The 17,550-nt window shown below is 38.3% G+C and carries 15 protein-coding genes; 10 read left to right on the forward strand and 5 right to left on the reverse strand.

Translation table 11 applies throughout. The annotated features are described in order from the left end of the window. Positions 1 to 353: 353 nt before the first annotated feature. Positions 354 to 1,376, reverse strand: a complete 1,023-nt coding sequence (ruvB, locus tag Q4D72_RS04350) for a Holliday junction branch migration DNA helicase RuvB (RefSeq protein WP_303076297.1) — start codon at positions 1,374 to 1,376, stop codon at positions 354 to 356. 176 nt (positions 1,377 to 1,552) lie between these two features. Here ruvB and Q4D72_RS04355 point away from each other — a divergent pair, with 176 nt between their 5' ends. Then, positions 1,553 to 2,011 carry a GAF domain-containing protein gene (locus tag Q4D72_RS04355; protein ID WP_303076298.1) on the forward strand — a complete coding sequence of 153 codons (459 nt, stop codon included), beginning with the start codon at positions 1,553 to 1,555 and terminating at the stop codon, positions 2,009 to 2,011. 62 nt (positions 2,012 to 2,073) lie between these two features. On the opposite strand, the gene Q4D72_RS04360 is transcribed toward Q4D72_RS04355, so the two are convergent. Continuing rightward, positions 2,074 to 2,448 carry a CCC motif membrane protein gene (locus tag Q4D72_RS04360; RefSeq protein ID WP_303076300.1) on the reverse strand — a complete coding sequence of 125 codons (375 nt, stop codon included), beginning with the start codon at positions 2,446 to 2,448 and terminating at the stop codon, positions 2,074 to 2,076. 459 nt (positions 2,449 to 2,907) lie between these two features. Between Q4D72_RS04360 and Q4D72_RS04365 the strand changes: the two genes are divergently transcribed. Genes Q4D72_RS04365 through Q4D72_RS04375 form a run of 3 tightly spaced genes read left to right on the forward strand, consistent with a single transcriptional unit; the run spans position 2,908 to position 9,330 of the window. Beyond that, a complete protein-coding gene (locus tag Q4D72_RS04365) occupies positions 2,908 to 6,117 on the forward strand; it encodes a TonB-dependent receptor (RefSeq protein WP_303076301.1) in 3,210 nt (1,069 codons plus the stop codon). Positions 6,118 to 6,141: 24 nt separating this feature from the next. After that, on the forward strand, positions 6,142 to 7,965 hold the full coding sequence (locus Q4D72_RS04370) for a RagB/SusD family nutrient uptake outer membrane protein (RefSeq protein ID WP_303076302.1): 1,824 nt from the start codon (positions 6,142 to 6,144) through the stop codon (positions 7,963 to 7,965). A 21-nt stretch (positions 7,966 to 7,986) separates the two neighbouring features. Further along, positions 7,987 to 9,330 (forward strand): DUF1735 domain-containing protein, encoded by a 1,344-nt coding sequence (locus tag Q4D72_RS04375; protein ID WP_303076303.1) that lies wholly within the window; start codon positions 7,987 to 7,989, stop codon positions 9,328 to 9,330. A 55-nt stretch (positions 9,331 to 9,385) separates the two neighbouring features. On the opposite strand, the gene galK is transcribed toward Q4D72_RS04375, so the two are convergent. From galK to Q4D72_RS04390, 3 genes are read right to left on the reverse strand one after another with little or no spacing between them, the layout of a single operon-like run. After that, entirely contained in the window at positions 9,386 to 10,537 is a 1,152-nt protein-coding gene (gene galK, locus Q4D72_RS04380) for a galactokinase (RefSeq protein ID WP_303076304.1), read from the reverse strand. A 33-nt stretch (positions 10,538 to 10,570) separates the two neighbouring features. Then, entirely contained in the window at positions 10,571 to 11,896 is a 1,326-nt protein-coding gene (locus tag Q4D72_RS04385) for an MFS transporter (protein WP_303076306.1), read from the reverse strand. Between the two features lie 42 nt (positions 11,897 to 11,938). After that, positions 11,939 to 12,961: an aldose epimerase family protein gene (locus Q4D72_RS04390; protein WP_303076307.1), complete on the reverse strand. Its 1,023-nt coding sequence runs from the start codon at positions 12,959 to 12,961 to the stop codon at positions 11,939 to 11,941. 275 nt (positions 12,962 to 13,236) lie between these two features. On the opposite strand from Q4D72_RS04390, the gene Q4D72_RS04395 reads away from it, so the two are divergent. From Q4D72_RS04395 to Q4D72_RS04420, 6 genes are read left to right on the forward strand one after another with little or no spacing between them, the layout of a single operon-like run. Next, a complete protein-coding gene (locus Q4D72_RS04395) occupies positions 13,237 to 13,527 on the forward strand; it encodes a DUF493 family protein (protein WP_303076309.1) in 291 nt (96 codons plus the stop codon). A 14-nt stretch (positions 13,528 to 13,541) separates the two neighbouring features. Further along, on the forward strand, positions 13,542 to 14,180 hold the full coding sequence (locus tag Q4D72_RS04400) for a DUF4290 domain-containing protein (protein ID WP_303076310.1): 639 nt from the start codon (positions 13,542 to 13,544) through the stop codon (positions 14,178 to 14,180). A 12-nt stretch (positions 14,181 to 14,192) separates the two neighbouring features. Then, positions 14,193 to 15,503: a UDP-N-acetylglucosamine 1-carboxyvinyltransferase gene (gene murA / locus Q4D72_RS04405; protein ID WP_303076311.1), complete on the forward strand. Its 1,311-nt coding sequence runs from the start codon at positions 14,193 to 14,195 to the stop codon at positions 15,501 to 15,503. Between the two features lie 50 nt (positions 15,504 to 15,553). Next, complete coding sequence (gene udk / locus Q4D72_RS04410) at positions 15,554 to 16,174, forward strand: uridine kinase (protein ID WP_303076312.1); 621 nt, start codon at positions 15,554 to 15,556, stop codon at positions 16,172 to 16,174. After that, the gene (locus tag Q4D72_RS04415) at positions 16,174 to 16,482 is read left to right on the forward strand and encodes a septum formation initiator family protein (protein ID WP_303076313.1); all 309 of its coding nucleotides are present in this window, start codon (positions 16,174 to 16,176) and stop codon (positions 16,480 to 16,482) included. The genes udk and Q4D72_RS04415 overlap by 1 nt, the downstream gene beginning before the upstream one ends. A gap of 9 nt (positions 16,483 to 16,491) precedes the next feature. Next, positions 16,492 to 17,349: a glycosyltransferase family 2 protein gene (locus tag Q4D72_RS04420; protein ID WP_303076316.1), complete on the forward strand. Its 858-nt coding sequence runs from the start codon at positions 16,492 to 16,494 to the stop codon at positions 17,347 to 17,349. Positions 17,350 to 17,550: the final 201 nt, after the last annotated feature.

The raw sequence follows: 17,550 nt of genomic DNA on the forward strand, positions 1-17,550 counted from the left end.
AGTTTCAAACTTTGACAAAGGTAATTAATTTTATCAAATCTGATTTTCATCTTAGGTAAAAATAAAACTTTCTTTATGTAAATCTATTTTCATCCATAGGTAAAAAGTCATTTTTTTGTATTTTTTAAAATTTCAACCTTTGGTGAAAATAGATAAACTTCAAAATTGATTATTTTCATCTTCGGGAAAAATGAACTTTGTGATGAGTAAAGTTTGTTTTACCTTTGGTTGAAAATAGGTGTCAATATCATTTTATCGTTTTCAAACTACGGTGAAAAAAGTGAATCTTTTAAAAATAGCTGTTTTATCTTTGGTTGAAAAGGGTGCTACTTATCAAAACTCTATTTTAATCACTAAAATAAAGAACCTTGCACATTGGGTGGGAGTTTGCCAAGATGTCGGTATGCAAGCTCGGTAACTTCTCTGCCTCGTGGTGTCCGTACGATAAATCCCTCTTGAATTAAAAAAGGTTCGTATACCTCCTCAATAGTCTCGGCGCTCTCAGAAACGGCGGTGGCAAGTGTGGTTATGCCAACCGGACCTCCTTTAAATTTATCGATAAGCGTTGTTAAGATTTTATTGTCCATCTCGTCCAGTCCGTGTGCGTCTACATTAAGGGCTTTGAGTCCGAAACGGGTTATTTCGGCATCAATTTTTCCGTTTCCTTTAATTTGCGCAAAATCGCGAATACGGCGCAGTAAGGCATTGGCAATACGGGGAGTTCCTCTGCTTCGGCTTGCTAGTTCAATGGCGGCTTCCATTGAGATGGGTACTTTTAAAATGGAGGCGCTGCGCTGGATAATATCGGCGAGCAATTCCGTCGTATAATATTGTAATCGGCTCTGAATTCCGAATCGCGCCCGCATTGGTGCTGTAAGTAGCCCCGAGCGCGTGGTTGCCCCGATGAGCGTAAAGGGGTTCAGGTTGATTTGCACGGTGCGGGCATTAGGCCCGGACTCTATCATAATGTCAATTTTATAGTCCTCCATAGCCGAGTATAGGTATTCCTCGACGATGGGGCTCAGGCGGTGGATTTCGTCAATGAAAAGCACATCGCGTTCTTGCAGATTTGTCAGCAGTCCGGCGAGGTCTCCGGGTTTGTCAAGCACCGGTCCGGAAGTGATTTTAATGCCCACGCCCAGCTCATTGGCAAGAATGTGCGCCAAGGTGGTTTTGCCAAGCCCCGGTGGTCCGTGAAAGAGCGTGTGGTCAAGTGCCTCACCCCGCATATTAGCCGCTTTTACAAACACTTTGAGGTTTTCAAGCACGGTTTCCTGCCCTGCAAAATCATCAAATGAGAGGGGGCGTAGCGCGCGTTCAATATCCAGTTCTTGCGCTGAGTAATTCTCTTTATTTGGATTTAAATTTTTATTCATTGTTAAAATAATAAGATAGTAACTAAAATAGGATTTTTTTTATTTTTTTATACGGAAGCAACTCGGGTTGCGAAGCACAAAAATACGATTTCTTGTAAGATTTTACAAATAATATATTGTACTTCTGCTATTTTTTGACTACCTTTGCCTGATTTTGATTATTTATAAACACAAAGATGTCAGATTTTAATAAATTACAGCCGGAAATTATCCGAATTTGTCAGGAAAATCATTCACGTGAGCATAAAATGCAAGCTATTTGTAACCTGCTGCAAAACAGCGTTCTGCATTACAACTGGGTGGGGTTTTACTTTGCCGACCACGCCACGAAAACGCTTCATCTGGGGGCTTTTGCCGGCGAACCCACCGAGCATACACAAATACCCTTTGGGAAGGGCATTTGCGGACAGGTAGCCGTTTCCAACCAAAATTTTGTAGTACCCGACGTAAAGGCGCAAGATAACTACATTGCGTGTAGCCTCACCGTGAAATCGGAAATCGTGGTTCCGCTGTTTGTAAACGGACAAAACATCGGGCAAATTGATATTGACTCCCACACGATTGACCCCTTCACCAAAGAAGATGAAACTTTCTTGGAGTTTGTAAATGAGCAAGTTGCCAAGCTGTTTGTTTAAAAAAACAAATGCAAAAAGCCTTGATTTTGGTGTCAAGGCTTTTATTTTTTGTTTTTACTTGATTAGTCCATTTGTTCGGCTTGTTGCAAAATATCTTGGTATTGTTGCATTATAACGTTCCAATCGGTTGTAGCTAAGCGATATACCGTCCAAATGAGGAACAAAATATTTAACCCCAAAGCTACATAGGCTATGATTTTTGCCGTGTTGAGGTTCTCCACCCCAAAATAACCCGACGGATTGCTTTTATAGGCTGATAGTTTGTTTGAAACCAGTATTACAGCAATGACAGCCAGTATGATACCAATAGGGCTACAACACCACGAGAGCAAAATACCGATGACGGCAAGCACATAAACGGCTGTTACGTCTATTTTTTGTTTTCCTTCAAAATTTCCTCCAAAGTTAGGGGTAAATCCGCTATTGTTTGTTTCCATAAATTAAAATTATTTTTGGCGCAATATTAGTCATTTTTCTTAAAACTTCCTACTTTTTTACCGATGATTTTCATCCGCCAATAATGTTTTGTTTTGATTGGAATGCTGTGGAATGATTGTAAGTATTGGTTTGTTTCGTTTAATATGATAATATCTGTGTTAAAACTTTTGAAATGTATCTTTATGTAGTAATATGATTGTATTTTTACGTTGGTATGTTACTGTAATTAGTTTGTTTTGTTTCGTAAATCAATCAAGTTCATATTTTGGGTTCTTGTTTAAAAGTAAAAATCGGGTGTTATTTGTTACTAAAAATAACATCTATTTGTTTGTTTTTGTGTTATATAAGGAAGTGTTAGTGTAAAAAACGAAATGTGAAATATCAATTTTAACATAAAAAAATCATAATAAGTATTTTTTTTTATTAATTTTGCAGAAGTATTAATAATAATTCTTATTATGAAAAAAAGATTGTTTTATGAAAGAAGCATTTTGTTTTTCAAAGTGTTTTTCTCGGTATTGCTTTTATTTGGTAGTACAGAGATGAAAGGAAAAATTACTGCTGAAGAAAGCTGTTTTAGCGTACAGACTTTGATTCAGCAGGGTAGAAAAGTTATTGGAGTGGTAACAGATGAAAAGGGAATTCCTTTAGCTGGAGTTGCTGTAACTGTAAAGAACACGACAAAAGGAGTATCTACGGACATTGATGGGAAGTACGAAATTTTTGTCAATCCCAAAGATGTGCTTGTTTTTAGTTTTATTGGATTTACAACCCAAGAGAAAGTAATAGGCTCAAATTTAGTAATTGGGGGGGGTAAATATTTGATAATCAATATCATACTTAAAGAGGTTGCTGAGCAATTAGATGATGTTGTGGTAGTAGGTTACGGGCAACAAAAAAAGAGTAATTTAGTAGTTTCAATCAGTACTGTTAAACCCAAGGAAATTTCAACTCCTACTCGAAATTTAAGTGGAGCATTGGCAGGACAAATAGCGGGTTTGATTGCCGTGCAACGTTCTGGAGAACCTGGATATGATAATGCAGAATTTTATATACGTGGCATTAGTTCGTTTGCAGGTGGTACGAATCCATTGGTATTGGTAGATGGAGTGCCCCGCTCAATCAATGATGTAGAACCTGATGAAATAGAAACATTTTCTATTTTGAAAGATGCTGTTGCAACAGCGGTTTACGGTGCACAAGGAGCTAATGGTGTTGTTTTAATAACTACGAAACGAGGAAAAGTAGAAAAGGCAAAAATTTCTTTCCGAACCGAACATTCCTATTCAATGCCTACACGACTTCCGGAATTCGTAGGTTCAGTCCAATATATGGAACTTTTTAATGAAGCCAAATACAATGATGGTGAATCCCCTTTCTTTTCTGAAGAGTTAATTCAAAAATACAGAGATAATATTGACCCTGATTTATATCCCAATACCAATTGGTTCAAGGCTATGCTATCCGATTTTACAACCAATCAAAGATATTCTTTGAATGCACAGGGGGGAACTGAACGAGCTCGCTATTTTGTTTCAGGGGCTCTTTACCAAGAGTCGGGAATATTCAAAAACAGACCTGATAACAAGTACCAAACAAACATCGGTGTAAAAAGGTTTAATTTGAGATCAAATGTTGATATGGATATTTCGGAAACAACCTCTGTTTCAGTTGATCTTGCGGGGCAATATATGGTTAATACTTTCCCAGGAGTAGGAACTTCACAAATTTTTAGGTCAATGTTAATTACACCTCCTTATGTTTTTCCGGCACAATACAGTGATGGTACGATCGCTACTTATCCGCAGGAACGCGATTCTAATATGCGCAACCCGTACAATCAATTGATGCATTCAGGCTATTCAAAAGAGTGGCGAACATCTATCCAGTCAAGAGTTTCTCTAAATCAAAAATTAGATGCAATACTTCAAGGTCTTGATTACAAAGCTTTTGTTAGTTTTGACTATGATAGCTTTTTTGGAGGAACAAGAAGTCTGGATCCATCTCGTTTTTATGCAACGGGGCGTGATGCAAATGGAAAATTAATTTTTACCCAATCACATTCAGGTTCACCCGAATTGTCAAATTTTTCAAATAAATTTGATGCAAAAAAAAATATTTACTTTGAAAATTCACTGAATTATTCCCGCATTTTTGGAAATCACAGAATTGGTGCTATGACTCTTTTTTCAGCCAGAGATGTACAAAATCACAATAATCCGTTACCTTTCAGAAGTATGGGAGCAGTGGGGCGCTTAACGTATGGTTATGATGATCGTTATTTTGTTGAAGCAAATTTTGGTTATACGGGTTCTGAAAAATTTGCAAAAGGCTATCGATTTGGTTTTTTCCCTGCCGTAGGGGTAGCTTATTTTTTATCAAATGAAAAATTTTATCCTGAAAAATTAAAAGACTACGTAAATAAAGTTAAACTTAGAGTTTCATTAGGAAGAACAGGTAATGATGATACGGGAGGAGATCGTTTCTTATATCGCCCTACTTACAAAATGGATGCAGGAGGTTTTTCACAAGGGTTTGGTGATAATGGCGGAGTTAATCCAATAAATAACGGTATTTACGAAGAGCGTTTATCTTCACCTACATTGAGTTGGGAAATTGAAGTCAAGAAAAACTTGGCAATTGAGTTGGGTTTTTGGAAAAATAGAATTAACTTGGTTGCAGAGTATTTTGATTCGGAGCGTAGTGGTATTTTGTTGAAAAGAAAGACATTACCGCAGGTTGGGGGATTCAGGGATGATCCTTGGGCAAACTATGGGCGTGTAATAAACAGAGGAGTTGATGCTTCATTAGATGGACAATTTGATATAGGAAATTTTAATTTTGGTTTTCGTTCAACTTTTACTTTTGCAAGAAATAAAATTACTGAATATGATGAGTTACCTACTCGTTACCCTTGGATGGCAATGACCAATACCCGATTGAAAGAGAGTACGTTGTATGTTGCCGATCGTCTTTATACGGAAGATGATTTTATTATAACCAATAATGCTAACGGAACAAAGTCGTACAGATTAAAATCACATTTACCACAACCCACCTTAAACGGGCTTTTAGGTCCGGGAGACATTAAATATGTAGACCTTAACGGAGATGGAGTTATTGATAACTACGATAGAATCAGAGGTATAGGGCATCCGTCTATTCCTGAAATTATATATGGTTTTGGAGTTTCGGTACGTTATAAAAAAATATATTTGAATACATTCTTCCAAGGAGCAGGAAATACATCTGTACTTTTTGGAGGAGACACATCTGAAGGTTGGTTTCCCTTTTCTTGGGGTGTTGACCAATCCAACTACCGAACATTCGCTTTGAATCGTTGGCGCGAAGGAGCTGATAACAGCAATGTTTTAATGCCTCGTCTGCACACACGTAACGAAAACAACGAAAATAATCGTGTAGCGAGTACTTGGTGGTTGAGAAGTGGAGCGTTTCTGCGATTTAAAAGCGCAGAGTTAGGGGTTAATTTTCCTGAATCAGTGCTTAAAAAATCAGGAATTAATTCTGCAAGATTATATCTTATCGGTTACAATATGTATGTGTGGGATGATATTACGTATTTTGATCCAGAAACAGGTAACGGAAATGCGGGTTTAAATTATCCGTTGTCAAGAAGTTTTTCGTTAGGGGTAGATATTTCTTTTTAGTTTTTTAATCCAAAAAATAATAATATGAAACGAATAATTATATATGTATTTTTAATTTCAGCAACACTGGGAGCTTGTTCTGATTTTTTAGATGTTGCAGATGAGCAAACGAATGGTTTACAAAATCTTGACCAAGTATTTGATAACGTTGGGTATACGAGACGTTATTATGCAAATGTTTTTACCGGAGTTCCCGATTATTCAGCAGTAATCAATGCAGGAGGTTTTTCAAACCCTTGGATGGCTATGACAGATGAGGTTATAGCTCCGTATGGAGACGTAGGCTATTATGTCACATCAGATAAAAATGAAGAAAATGTAAAATTTCATCGATGGGGTGATGCTTACAAATTAATTCGTCAAGCCAATATCTTTTTAGCTAAGGTAAAACCTATACAAGCAACGGGTTCACAAGCCGATGTGTTGACAGAAGAACAAGTGGCAGAGATGAAAGCAAACGTTCGTTTTATGCGTGCTTTCTACCATTATATGTTGTTTGAACAATATGGCTCAATCCAGCTAGTGAAAGATAAAATTTTTGAAGAAAAAGATAATTTTGATATACCACGTGCTCCTCTTGATGAAGTTATTAATTACATTGATTCAGAATTACTGGCCGTAGCGCAACAACTAAAACAAGTCCCTATTGAAGATGAACAGTATAGGGCTTTGCCTACAAAAGGTGTGGCACTGGCAGTTCGGGCTAAATTGTGGATGTATGCGGCAAGTCCGTTGTTGAATGGTGGATATTCTGAAGCCTTAACAATAATGACCCCCTATGGACCTAATGGAGAAAAGATGCGGATGTATCCTGACTATGATGCAAATAAATGGCAAAAGGCAAAAGAAGCCGTAAAAGATTTTATTGATTATGCTGAAGCCGGAAATTACGAATTGTATTCAACAAACAATCCTATTGATGATGTGTATGAATTATTTCAAAAATATACAAAAGAAATTATATGGGCAACAGCTTCCAATAATTGGGGAGGTATGGATCAAGATTCTTTTGACAGAAGAGCCACTCCCCGTAGTGAACAAAATGGGTTGGGGAGCATTGCTGTGTATCAAGAATTAGTAGATGATTTTTATATGGAAGATGGTCTTCCTATCAAAAATACAGACTTTTTGTCGGCTTCACCCCTCTATTCAGAAACTGGCTTCACAGATCTTGACGGAAGTCCGGTACACAATATGTGGGTAAAAAGAGAACCCCGATTTTATAATACGGTTTTTTATCAAGGACGTAAATGGCATATAACCAACAATGTGATAAATTTTCATTTAGGGTCCGCTAATGATAAAAATGGCCAACATACACCAACGGGTTATTTGCTTTATAAACGTTTTAACAGAAAAGTTCATAAACGCCCACCCGGAGTGGTTTCAAAATTTAGACCATCTATTATTTTTCGTTTGGCTGATTTTTATTTGTTATATGCAGAGGTGCTCAATGAGGTAACACCATCTGATTCCGATGTTTTACTATATTTAAACAAAGTACGAACTCGAGCCGGATTGCCTGATATTGAAAAACTTAATCCTTCTATTGCTGGAAACAAAGAATTGCAAAGAAAGGCAATCCGGCGTGAAAGAAGAATAGAACTGGCAACAGAAGGACAGCGATATTTTGACGTACGACGTTGGATGATAGCCGACCAACCCGAAGGTAACCAAAATAGAGATATGTATGGAATGGATATGGATAAAGATATTTCTGGTTTTTACACACGTAAAAAAGTACATAGAAACGTATTCACGCGAAAAATGTATTTACATCCAGTTCCTTTTTATGAATTACAAAAAACAAAAGGGGCAGTAGTGCAAAATCCGGGTTGGAGAATTTAATAATTTTTAAAAATAGAAAAAATGAACTACATATTAAAAATTTTTATAGTACTAACATTTTTTTTCCATTTTGGATGTGATGTTAATATGGATTATGAGGGAATGACACCTGGTGTGTTGTATTTGCCAATAACAGGAGTTCAAAAACTTACGGCATATGATGTAGGAGAAGTATTTGAACAAGAAATTTGGGTTGGTAAAGGTGGACTCTCAGGAGGAGTATCAACAGTTGAGATGCTAGTTGTACCAAAATTGTTAGATTCCATAAATCAATCGTTGGGTACTTCGTATAAGCTACTTCCAGAAAATTGTTATGATTTTAGTAATCATTCAGTTAATATATCTGGAATTGCTAATGAAGAGAAATTTATTTTAAAATACTACCCTGATAAAATTCTTGAAAAATCAAATAATGTATACGATAAAGAAATATTTGCTTTGCCTTTAAGATTAAAATCAAATAGCGGATATAAAGCAAATCCGAGTAAAAATACTGTGTTTTACACTTTTACCATTTCAGATCCTGTTCTAAAAATTCTCAATGAAAGAGAAACAAATGTTGACTTGTCCGCCACGAATAAAGTTTCCGTAATAACTCAATTTGGCGTACCTTTTACCAACAAATGGGAAATTACCGCCAATATAGTGCATTCAGAAGAAGTAGTGGAAAATTATAATACCACTCAAGGAACATTTTATGCACTACTCCCCAAAAATGCGTATGAAGGAGACGATAAAATCGTCTTAAAATCAGGTGAAAACAAAAAAACGTTGACATATACTATAAACGTGTCTGAATTAACACCTGGAAACTACATATTGCCCGTGCAAATAAATTCAATTACTTCTTCTTTAAATGGAAATAAAACAGATAATATCAAATATGATGCCAATGCAAAATGTGTGTTTGTAATGTCAAAGAAAGGAATGAAAATTTCAAAATCAGTTTGGAAAATCGTGTCAACAACGACAGAAGAAACAATGGGAGAAGGACCTAACAACGGGAAAGCTATCCATTTGATTGATGATAATACCGATACTTTTTGGCATAGTAAGTGGCAAGGAGGAAATTCTCCTCTTCCATATGAAATAATAATTGATATGGGGAAAGAGCATTTAGTTTCACAACTTGATATTGTTCCTCGAAATATTGATAATAATAGTATTGGTTACTTGCGATTTGAAACAAGTCTTGATCAGTCAAATTGGGAGTATGTAGGTAAGTTTAAATTTGACAGAACGATTCCTATGATAACTTGCCCTGTGAAATCAACAAGATGTAGGTATATTAAACTGATGATTCCGGAAGATGCGGCAAGCACAAGAGTCACATCTATTAGGGAACTTACTGCTTATGGAGAATAATCTAAAAAAAGAAAAACTACCCTTTTGGGTAGTTTTTCTTTTTATTTAAACGGATTTAAGCGATTTTTCGCGAACCGTTGCCGATAACCACGTCATAAACTTTCGGTTCGTGACCGTATTTGGCAGCAAATTCTTTCTTGGCTTTGGCGATGAACGCATCGTAGAGTTCTTCTTTAACGATGTTGATGGTACAACCGCCGAAACCGCCGCCCATTATACGACTTCCGGAAACGCCCGCTTCTTCTGCGATGGTTGCCAGAAAATCAAGCTCTTCACAGCTTACATCGTAGAGTTTGCTCATTCCCCAGTGGGTGCCGTACATCATTTTTCCGACGGTTTCAAAATCACCTTGCGTCATTGCCTCACAAGCCGTACGAAGGCGCTCAGCCTCACCCACGGCATATTCGGCACGGCGATAATCTTCTTCTGAAACTAAATCTTTTACCGATTTAAGCTGCTCGAAATTAGCCTGACATACAAACTCCACTTCCGGATATTTTTTGTGCAACTCTTTGGCAACGCGTTCGCAAGAGAGGCGACGCTCGTTGTAAGGCGACCCCACCAAAGCGTGTTTCACCACAGAGTCCAAAAGAACCACCTTGTAACCTTTGGGGTTGAATGGAACGTATTCAAACTCCATTGTGCTGCAATCCAGTTTGATAAGGTGTCCTTCTTTTCCGAAAAGGGAAGCAAATTGGTCCATAATACCGCATTTTACGCCTACGTAATTATGCTCGGTCATTTGCCCAACTTTTACCAATTCTTTTTTATCGAAGCCTAATTTGTAAATTTCGTTCAGGGCAAAGGCATAGGCACTTTCAAGGGCTGCCGATGATGACATTCCTGCCCCCAGAGGCACATCGCCGGTGAAAACTGTGTCGAAGCCTGCTGTTTTTCCGCCTCGTTTTGCCAATTCGCGCACCACCCCGAAGATGTATTTTGCCCAGCCTTCGGCGGGTTTGTCTTCTTCATTCATTCCGAATTCAGAGTATTCTTTTAGGTCGATGGCATACGCCCGAATTTTGTCGGTTCCGTTGGGTTTTAGTTCAATGAGCATACCTTTGTCCACCGCACCCGGAAGCACGAAGCCTCCGTTGTAGTCGGTATGTTCGCCGATAAGATTGATACGCCCGGGCGAAAAATAAACATCGCCTTGGGTGTTAAAACGTTCTTTAAATGTATTTCTTACAGTGTCTAAATTATTCATAATAAATTATTTACTAATTTTGTGTTAGAGGAATTATTCTACTGGAATGTCTTTGTTTACGTTTTTACAACCAACGGCAGCATAATATAAAAGGAAAACCAAGCATATTACAATCAGCCAGTAACTTGTCAAATAACCGAGACCGTCAGTGGCATCTACAATTCCGTTTTGCATTAGCGGGATAATACCTCCACCGCAAACCATTACCATAAAGATACCGGCAGCTTTTTCAGTATATTTGCCGAGTCCTTCCACCGCGAGGTTGAAAATTCCGCCCCACATAACTGAGGTGCAAAGCCCAACAAGTACTAATAGAACGGCGTTTACAGGTACATTAACCAATCCGAAGAGGCCTTCTGAATCGTTTTTAAACACAGGAAGGTTTACAAGTGAATCCACCGGAGCGAAGATGGCAGCCAATGTGAGCACCAATCCTAATCCGGAAGCAAAAGTAAGCATTTTTTTGGCTGAAACTTTACTTCCGATAGCAGCCCCGAGTAATCGACCCACTAACATTAATAGCCAGTATGTGGCTGTAACAGAGCCTGCTATGGCTTCGGCTCCTCCTTTGTCGCCAAGTTTTAAAACATCTAAATCTGAGTTTTGTAACCATTTGTTCAAAATGTTGGGAACTCCTACTTCTACTCCCACATAGATAAAAATACCGATAGCTCCCAAAACAAAGTGACGGAATGACAGCGGGCTGTGCTCATACGTAGCGTTGGTAACAGTTTGTTGTTCTTTGTGTTTTTCCGGAATATTTGTGAACAAAATAACAAGAAAAGCAAAAGCGAAGATAGCCAAAGCAGCATACATCAATGGGAATACGTTGCTGATTTGAGCGTTTTTAATCCCCTGCGGAATTAAAATACCCACAAGAATGATTACCGCCGTGCCGCAAAGTGAGTTAAAAGAACCTCCCAATTGAATGAGTTGGTTTCCTTTATTCCCGCCACCGCCTAACATATTAAGCATCGGGTTTACCACCGTGTTGAGTAAACACATTGAAAAACCGGCAATGAAAGCTCCTAACAGATAAACCCCGAAACTCCCCATAATACCGGAAAGCGTTTGAATGCCTACGCCTAAAAAGCCTACGGCAATGGCAATTAAAGCGGTTTTTTTGTATCCAAATTTATCCAATAAATTACCCGCAGGATACCCCATAACGGCATAGGCAATGAAATTTGCAAATACCCCGAGAGTACCCATCCAGTTGGCTACATTAAATTGAAATTTTAAAATATCACCCATCGGTGAGGCTAAGTTGGTAACAAATGAAATCATACCAAAAAGGAAAATCATCGCTATGATGGCAATAAAATTTCCTTGTGAACTTTGTGTGTTAGTATTACTCATAAAATTGTTAAATTAAAATTTAATTAATTGTTAATTATATATTTAAAAAATGAATTTAAAGTTTGTCCAATAGTTGTATGTTTCGTCGGGGTTTAACTGGGTGCTTTTGAAGTTGGGGTGATTTAACGCATCGGCAAAACCTTGCGCTTCAAAGCAGAAACCGGTGTTTTTGCCCAATTTTTTTCGGTTTTTTACTTCCAATTCAGGCAGATAATATCCTGCATAGATATGTAACACGGCGTGATTGGTGCGTACCTCTACCGTGATGGTTTTCTCGGCGTTGGTTACCGAACCGATGCACTTATCACCATTGGTTTCATTGACAAACGAGTTATCGGTATGCTCGTAAATAAGCTGCCCGTTTTGGTAGTCAAGCGGTGTGCCGGTCACAGGCAAAATCTCACCGGTAGGAGTGAAAAACTCAGGTACTAACGGAACGTACTTGTCTGAATGTATGGTAAGTGTGTGATTCAAAACATCACTTTCGTTGCCGTGATTTAAGTTGAAGTAGGTGTGTTGCGTGAGATTTAAAATGGTGGGTTTGTCGGTTTTTCCGCCGTACTGAATTTGAATGGAATTATCATCAAGAAGTGTGTACGAAACGGTAGCCGTTAGGTTGCCGGGGTAGCCTTCTTCGCCGTCTTTTGAAAAATATTCCAATGTTACTGACGGATTGGGATTTTCTTCCGCTTTAACAACGTTCCAAACCACACTGTCAAAGCCTACAAAACCGCCGTGAAGTTGGTTTTCGCCGTGGTTGGTGGTCAGTTGCACGGCTTCTCCGTTGATTTTCGTTTTCCCGTACTTGATGCGCCCTGCATTCCGCCCGATAATGGTTCCTAAATAGGGGTAACCTTTGCGATATGCTTCGCTAACATATTCTTCAAAAGTGTCAAAACCAAGCACGGTTTCAATCATTTTACCGCCAACGGGTACTTTTATGGAAGTGATAATTCCGCCGAAATTGGTAACGGACACTTCCATTCCGTTTTTGTTTGTTAGCGTAATGAGTTCTACGCTTTTATTGTTGTGAGTTCCGAATGTTTTTTGCTGTATTTTTTTCATACGTGTAAAATTTGGACGAAAGTACGAAAAAAAAACGAAAACTAGAAACTTCAATCCAGAAAATTTTATCATTTTTTTAAGAAATAAATTTTATCATTTTGTTAAAATAGCGTATTTGAGATGTTTACATCTCAAAAGTAAGTGTGCAAAATCACCATAAGTTTTTGATGTTATTTGACGCATTACTGCATAAATTGAAGAAAATCTTGCTTTGAAAAACCTAAAATATTTTTCTCTTCGGCTGAAAACCGTTATCTTTGCAAAAAGTTTAGAGAATGAAAACAGAACAAGAATTAAACGATTTTTTCGAGCGATTAAAAAAAGAGTTGGAAGAAACTACTTCATTTCCAACTTCTTATTTATATAAATTCATCGTTCCGGCAACTGATGAAAATATAAAAACCATTCGCAATATTTTCAAAGAAACCGATGCCGAGATTAAAACGCGTCCGTCTTCTGCGGGGAAATACACGGGGGTATCCGTTACGGTAACCTTGCCCAACCCCGATGCGGTAATTCACTATTACAGAGAGGTAGGAAAAATTGAAGGAATTCTTTCATTGTAAATGACTTACGTTTTATGAATTATTTAGAATACAACACCGAGCGCACGCCGCTCATTATTCCTGAATACGGTCGACATATTCAAAAAATGATTGAAAAAGCCATCACGCTTGAAGACCGTGAAGAACGCAACAACACCGCCAAGAGCATCATTACCGTAATGGGAAATTTATTTCCGCATTTGCGTGATGTGCCTGATTTTCAGCATAAATTGTGGGATCAGCTTTTCATTATGTCAGGCTTTCGGTTAGATGTTGATTCGCCCTTTGAAAAACCCACAGCCGATGTGCTTGCCAAACGCCCCGATGCGTTGCGATATCCGCAAAATCATCCGAAATATCGTTTTTACGGCAACAATATCAAAAAAATGATTGACGTTTGTGTGAGTTGGGAAGAAGGTGAGCTTAAAGAGGCTTTAAAATATGCCATAGCCAATCATATGAAAAAGAGTTACTTAACTTGGAATAAGGAAGCCGTTGATGATGAGGTGGTTTTTCAGCATCTTTATGAACTCAGTCAAGGGCAACTTGATTTGGCAAAAGCGAAAGAAGACCTGACAAACAGTAACGATTTGATGAAAACCAGACAGAATTTAACCAAACGGATTGCCAATACGCAAACCAAAAAAGGAAATTCAAATTATAAAAAGAAGTAAAAACTCACAATAATGGGCGTGTTTAAAATAGAAGGCGGATACACATTAAAAGGTGAAATTACGCCACAAGGAGCTAAAAATGAGGCATTGCAGATTTTGTGTGCCGTGTTGCTTACCGACCAGAAAGTAACCATACACAATATTCCTAACATACTTGATGTCAATAAATTAATATCACTGCTTGAAAATTTGGGCGTCAAAATCCAAAAACTGGGAAAGGGTTCGTATAGTTTTCAAGCCGATGAAATCAATCTGAATTATTTGCAATCACCTGCATTTCAGTCCGAAGGGCAAGGTTTGCGAGGGTCGATTATGATTGTGGGACCACTTCTGACGCGCTTCGGGGTGGGATATATTCCGCGTCCCGGTGGTGATAAAATTGGTCGCCGAAGGTTAGATACTCATTTTGAAGGGTTTATAAAATTAGGTGCGAATTTTAAATACGACAGAGAAAATCAAACATATAGCGTAAAGGCAAAACGCCTCAAAGGTACGGATATGTTGCTTGACGAAGCCTCTGTAACAGGGACTTCCAATATTATTATGGCAGCCGTTTTAGCCGAAGGGACAACCACGATTTACAACGCTGCCTGTGAGCCCTACGTACAGCAACTTTGTCGTATGCTTAATGCTATGGGAGCTGATATTCAGGGTGTTGGTTCTAATTTTCTGACAATTAATGGGGTGGAGAAACTCTCGGGTTGCACGCACACACTTCTGCCGGATATGATTGAAATCGGTAGTTGGATTGGCTTAGCTGCGATGACCCAAAGTGAAATTACTATCAAAAACGTGGGCTGGGAACATTTAGGCTTGATTCCCAATGTGTTTCAGAAGTTGGGGATTACACTTGAACGTCGGGGCGATGATATTTACATTCCGGCACACACGCAAGGTTATGAAGTTCAGAATTACATAGACGGTTCAATATTAACGGTTTCCGATGCGCCTTGGCCCGGCTTTACGCCCGATTTGCTCAGTATCATTCTGGTAATGGCAACACAAGCACGCGGAGAGGTTTTGATTCATCAAAAAATGTTTGAAAGCCGTTTGTTTTTCATTGATAAACTGATAGATATGGGCGCAAAAATTATTTTGTGCGACCCCCATCGGGCAACGGTTATCGGCAATGATTTCAAGTCACCGTTGAAAGCAACTTTGATGACCTCACCCGACATTCGTGCCGGAATCGCCTTGCTCATTGCTGCACTTTCCGCCAAAGGAACTTCAACCATTTACAATATCGAGCAAATAGACCGGGGTTACGAAAATATCGATGAGCGTTTGCGGGCTTTGGGCGCCAGAATTATTCGCGTTAATTAGATGCAAAACAATAAAAATCAGCAGTTTATTATCAATAAAATAAATTAAAAATGTTAATCATAGGAATTACAGGAGGAACCGGATGCGGAAAAACCACCGTAGTGGATCAAATTGTTAAAGAATTATCACAAGACGAAGTAACGATTATATCACAGGATTCGTACTATCGGGATATGAGTCATTTGCCTTATTCCGAGAGAGTTAAAACAAATTTTGACCATCCCACTTCCATTGACTTTGATTTGTTAAAACAGCATTTAATGGAGCTTAAAGAAGGCAAATCGGTGCAATGTCCTGTTTATTCGTTTGTTGAGCATAATCGCACGGGCGAAACCGTACAGGTAAATCCCACAAAAGTGATTATCGTTGAGGGGATTTTGATTTTTGCACACGCCGACATTCGCAATTTGTTTGATATTAAAATTTACGTTCACGCCGATTCGGACGAGCGCCTAATTCGCCGTATTAAACGCGATACCACCGAAAGGGGGCGCGATGTGGCTGAGGTGTTAAACCGTTATCAAACTACCTTAAAACCAATGCATTTGCAATTTATTGAGCCCGCCAAAGAGTACGCCGATATCATCATTCCGAATAACAGGCGCAACAATGTGGCAATTGATATTATTAAGCTGATTGTTCATAACCGCGTGCAACAAAGCGTTTCCTGATGAAATCATTTCTTCGTTACATATCGTTTTTAAAAGGGTATAAACTATACGTTGTCATACTCGTTTTTTTTGTAATTTGGATGGCTTTTTTTGATTCCAATTCATTGCTGACTCATAGGGAGTTAAACAAAGAAATCAATAAGTTGAACAAGCAAAAGCAATTTCTTGAAAAAGAAATTGAAAAGGATAAAAACACACTACTGATTTTGAATACCGATGAAGGTAAGGAAAAAATGGGGCGCGAAGCCTATTATTTGAAGCACGATAATGAAGAGATTTATATTATAGAATATGATACAATTGATTAACAGTGTGTTATGAATTTTTCAATCGTTATCCCAACACACAATGAGGCTGCGCATATTGAAAAAACACTTCATTCTCTTTTTGCACAGACACATCAGCCCTTGCAAGTAATTGTGGTTGATGATTTTTCAACCGATGAAACGCCACTTGTTTTGCAAAAATTAAAACGGCAATATCCGCTGTTGGAGGTCGTTCGGCGTGAGCACCAAGCAACGCATTCACCCGGAAGTAAAGTGGTTCAGGCTTTTAATGAAGGACTTAGGTTACTTAACGGCGATGTGGAGGTGATTTGTAAATTTGATGCTGATTTGATTTTTCCGACTCATTATTTAGAAACGTTGGTTACTTATTTTTCTGAAAATCCGACGGTTGGAATGTGCGGAGGCGTTTGTTATATCGAAAAAAACGGGGAGTGGCTTTTGGAAAACCTCACCAATGCCGACCATTTGCGGGGCGCCGTGAAGGCTTACCGAAAAGACTGTTTTTCAGCCATTGGCGGACTAAAAGAGGCAATGGGCTGGGATACGGTTGATGAACTTTTAGCCCGATTTTACGGATGGGAAGTGAAAGTTGATACTTCGTTAAAAGTGAAGCATTTACGTCCTACGGGAGCCGGTTACAATCGCAATGCCCGATTTTTACAAGGAAGTGTTTTTTATCGTCTGCGTTACGGATTGTGGCTTTCGGTTTTGGCTTCGGTAAAGTTGGCTTTTAAAAAGAAACGTTTTGGGCTGTTTACCGATTATTTACAAGGTTATTGCAACGCAAAAAAAGAAAAACAACCTTTTTTGGTAACCCCCGAGCAAGGCAAATGGATTCGGAAATACCGCTGGGAACATATTTTTAAAAAAGTAATGCCGCGCTCGTAAAATAGCTTGCGGAATTCTTTTTTATAACGCATAAGTTTTTATATTTTATTTAAGGCTTCATAAATTTACTTTTACTGTATAGGTGCTGATTTTTAGTTAAAAGTCGTTAATTTTAACTTGTTGATTTATAGTGTTCTTAAAAATTTAATCTGTTAAATTTTAGTTAGAAATCGTGTTTTCCAAAATTTCGTCTATAAATTC

Source organism: Capnocytophaga sp. (genome assembly GCF_030532915.1).
Taxonomy (GTDB): domain Bacteria; phylum Bacteroidota; class Bacteroidia; order Flavobacteriales; family Flavobacteriaceae; genus Capnocytophaga.

What these genes read in the sequence shown, in the direction of transcription:
- Q4D72_RS04365 (WP_303076301.1), top strand. Translation starts at nt 2,908, where the DNA reads ATGAAAAAAAGATTGTTTTATGAAAGAAGCATTTTGTTTTTCAAAGTG.
- Q4D72_RS04415 (WP_303076313.1), top strand. Translation starts at nt 16,174, where the DNA reads ATGAAATCATTTCTTCGTTACATATCGTTTTTAAAAGGGTATAAACTA.
- Q4D72_RS04370 (WP_303076302.1), top strand. Translation starts at nt 6,142, where the DNA reads ATGAAACGAATAATTATATATGTATTTTTAATTTCAGCAACACTGGGA.
- Q4D72_RS04420 (WP_303076316.1), top strand. Translation starts at nt 16,492, where the DNA reads ATGAATTTTTCAATCGTTATCCCAACACACAATGAGGCTGCGCATATT.
- Q4D72_RS04360 (WP_303076300.1), bottom strand. Translation starts at nt 2,448, where the DNA reads ATGGAAACAAACAATAGCGGATTTACCCCTAACTTTGGAGGAAATTTT.
- murA (WP_303076311.1), top strand. Translation starts at nt 14,193, where the DNA reads ATGGGCGTGTTTAAAATAGAAGGCGGATACACATTAAAAGGTGAAATT.
- Q4D72_RS04395 (WP_303076309.1), top strand. Translation starts at nt 13,237, where the DNA reads ATGAAAACAGAACAAGAATTAAACGATTTTTTCGAGCGATTAAAAAAA.
- galK (WP_303076304.1), bottom strand. Translation starts at nt 10,537, where the DNA reads ATGAATAATTTAGACACTGTAAGAAATACATTTAAAGAACGTTTTAAC.
- Q4D72_RS04355 (WP_303076298.1), top strand. Translation starts at nt 1,553, where the DNA reads ATGTCAGATTTTAATAAATTACAGCCGGAAATTATCCGAATTTGTCAG.
- Q4D72_RS04400 (WP_303076310.1), top strand. Translation starts at nt 13,542, where the DNA reads ATGAATTATTTAGAATACAACACCGAGCGCACGCCGCTCATTATTCCT.
- Q4D72_RS04375 (WP_303076303.1), top strand. Translation starts at nt 7,987, where the DNA reads ATGAACTACATATTAAAAATTTTTATAGTACTAACATTTTTTTTCCAT.
- Q4D72_RS04390 (WP_303076307.1), bottom strand. Translation starts at nt 12,961, where the DNA reads ATGAAAAAAATACAGCAAAAAACATTCGGAACTCACAACAATAAAAGC.
- udk (WP_303076312.1), top strand. Translation starts at nt 15,554, where the DNA reads ATGTTAATCATAGGAATTACAGGAGGAACCGGATGCGGAAAAACCACC.
- Q4D72_RS04385 (WP_303076306.1), bottom strand. Translation starts at nt 11,896, where the DNA reads ATGAGTAATACTAACACACAAAGTTCACAAGGAAATTTTATTGCCATC.
- ruvB (WP_303076297.1), bottom strand. Translation starts at nt 1,376, where the DNA reads ATGAATAAAAATTTAAATCCAAATAAAGAGAATTACTCAGCGCAAGAA.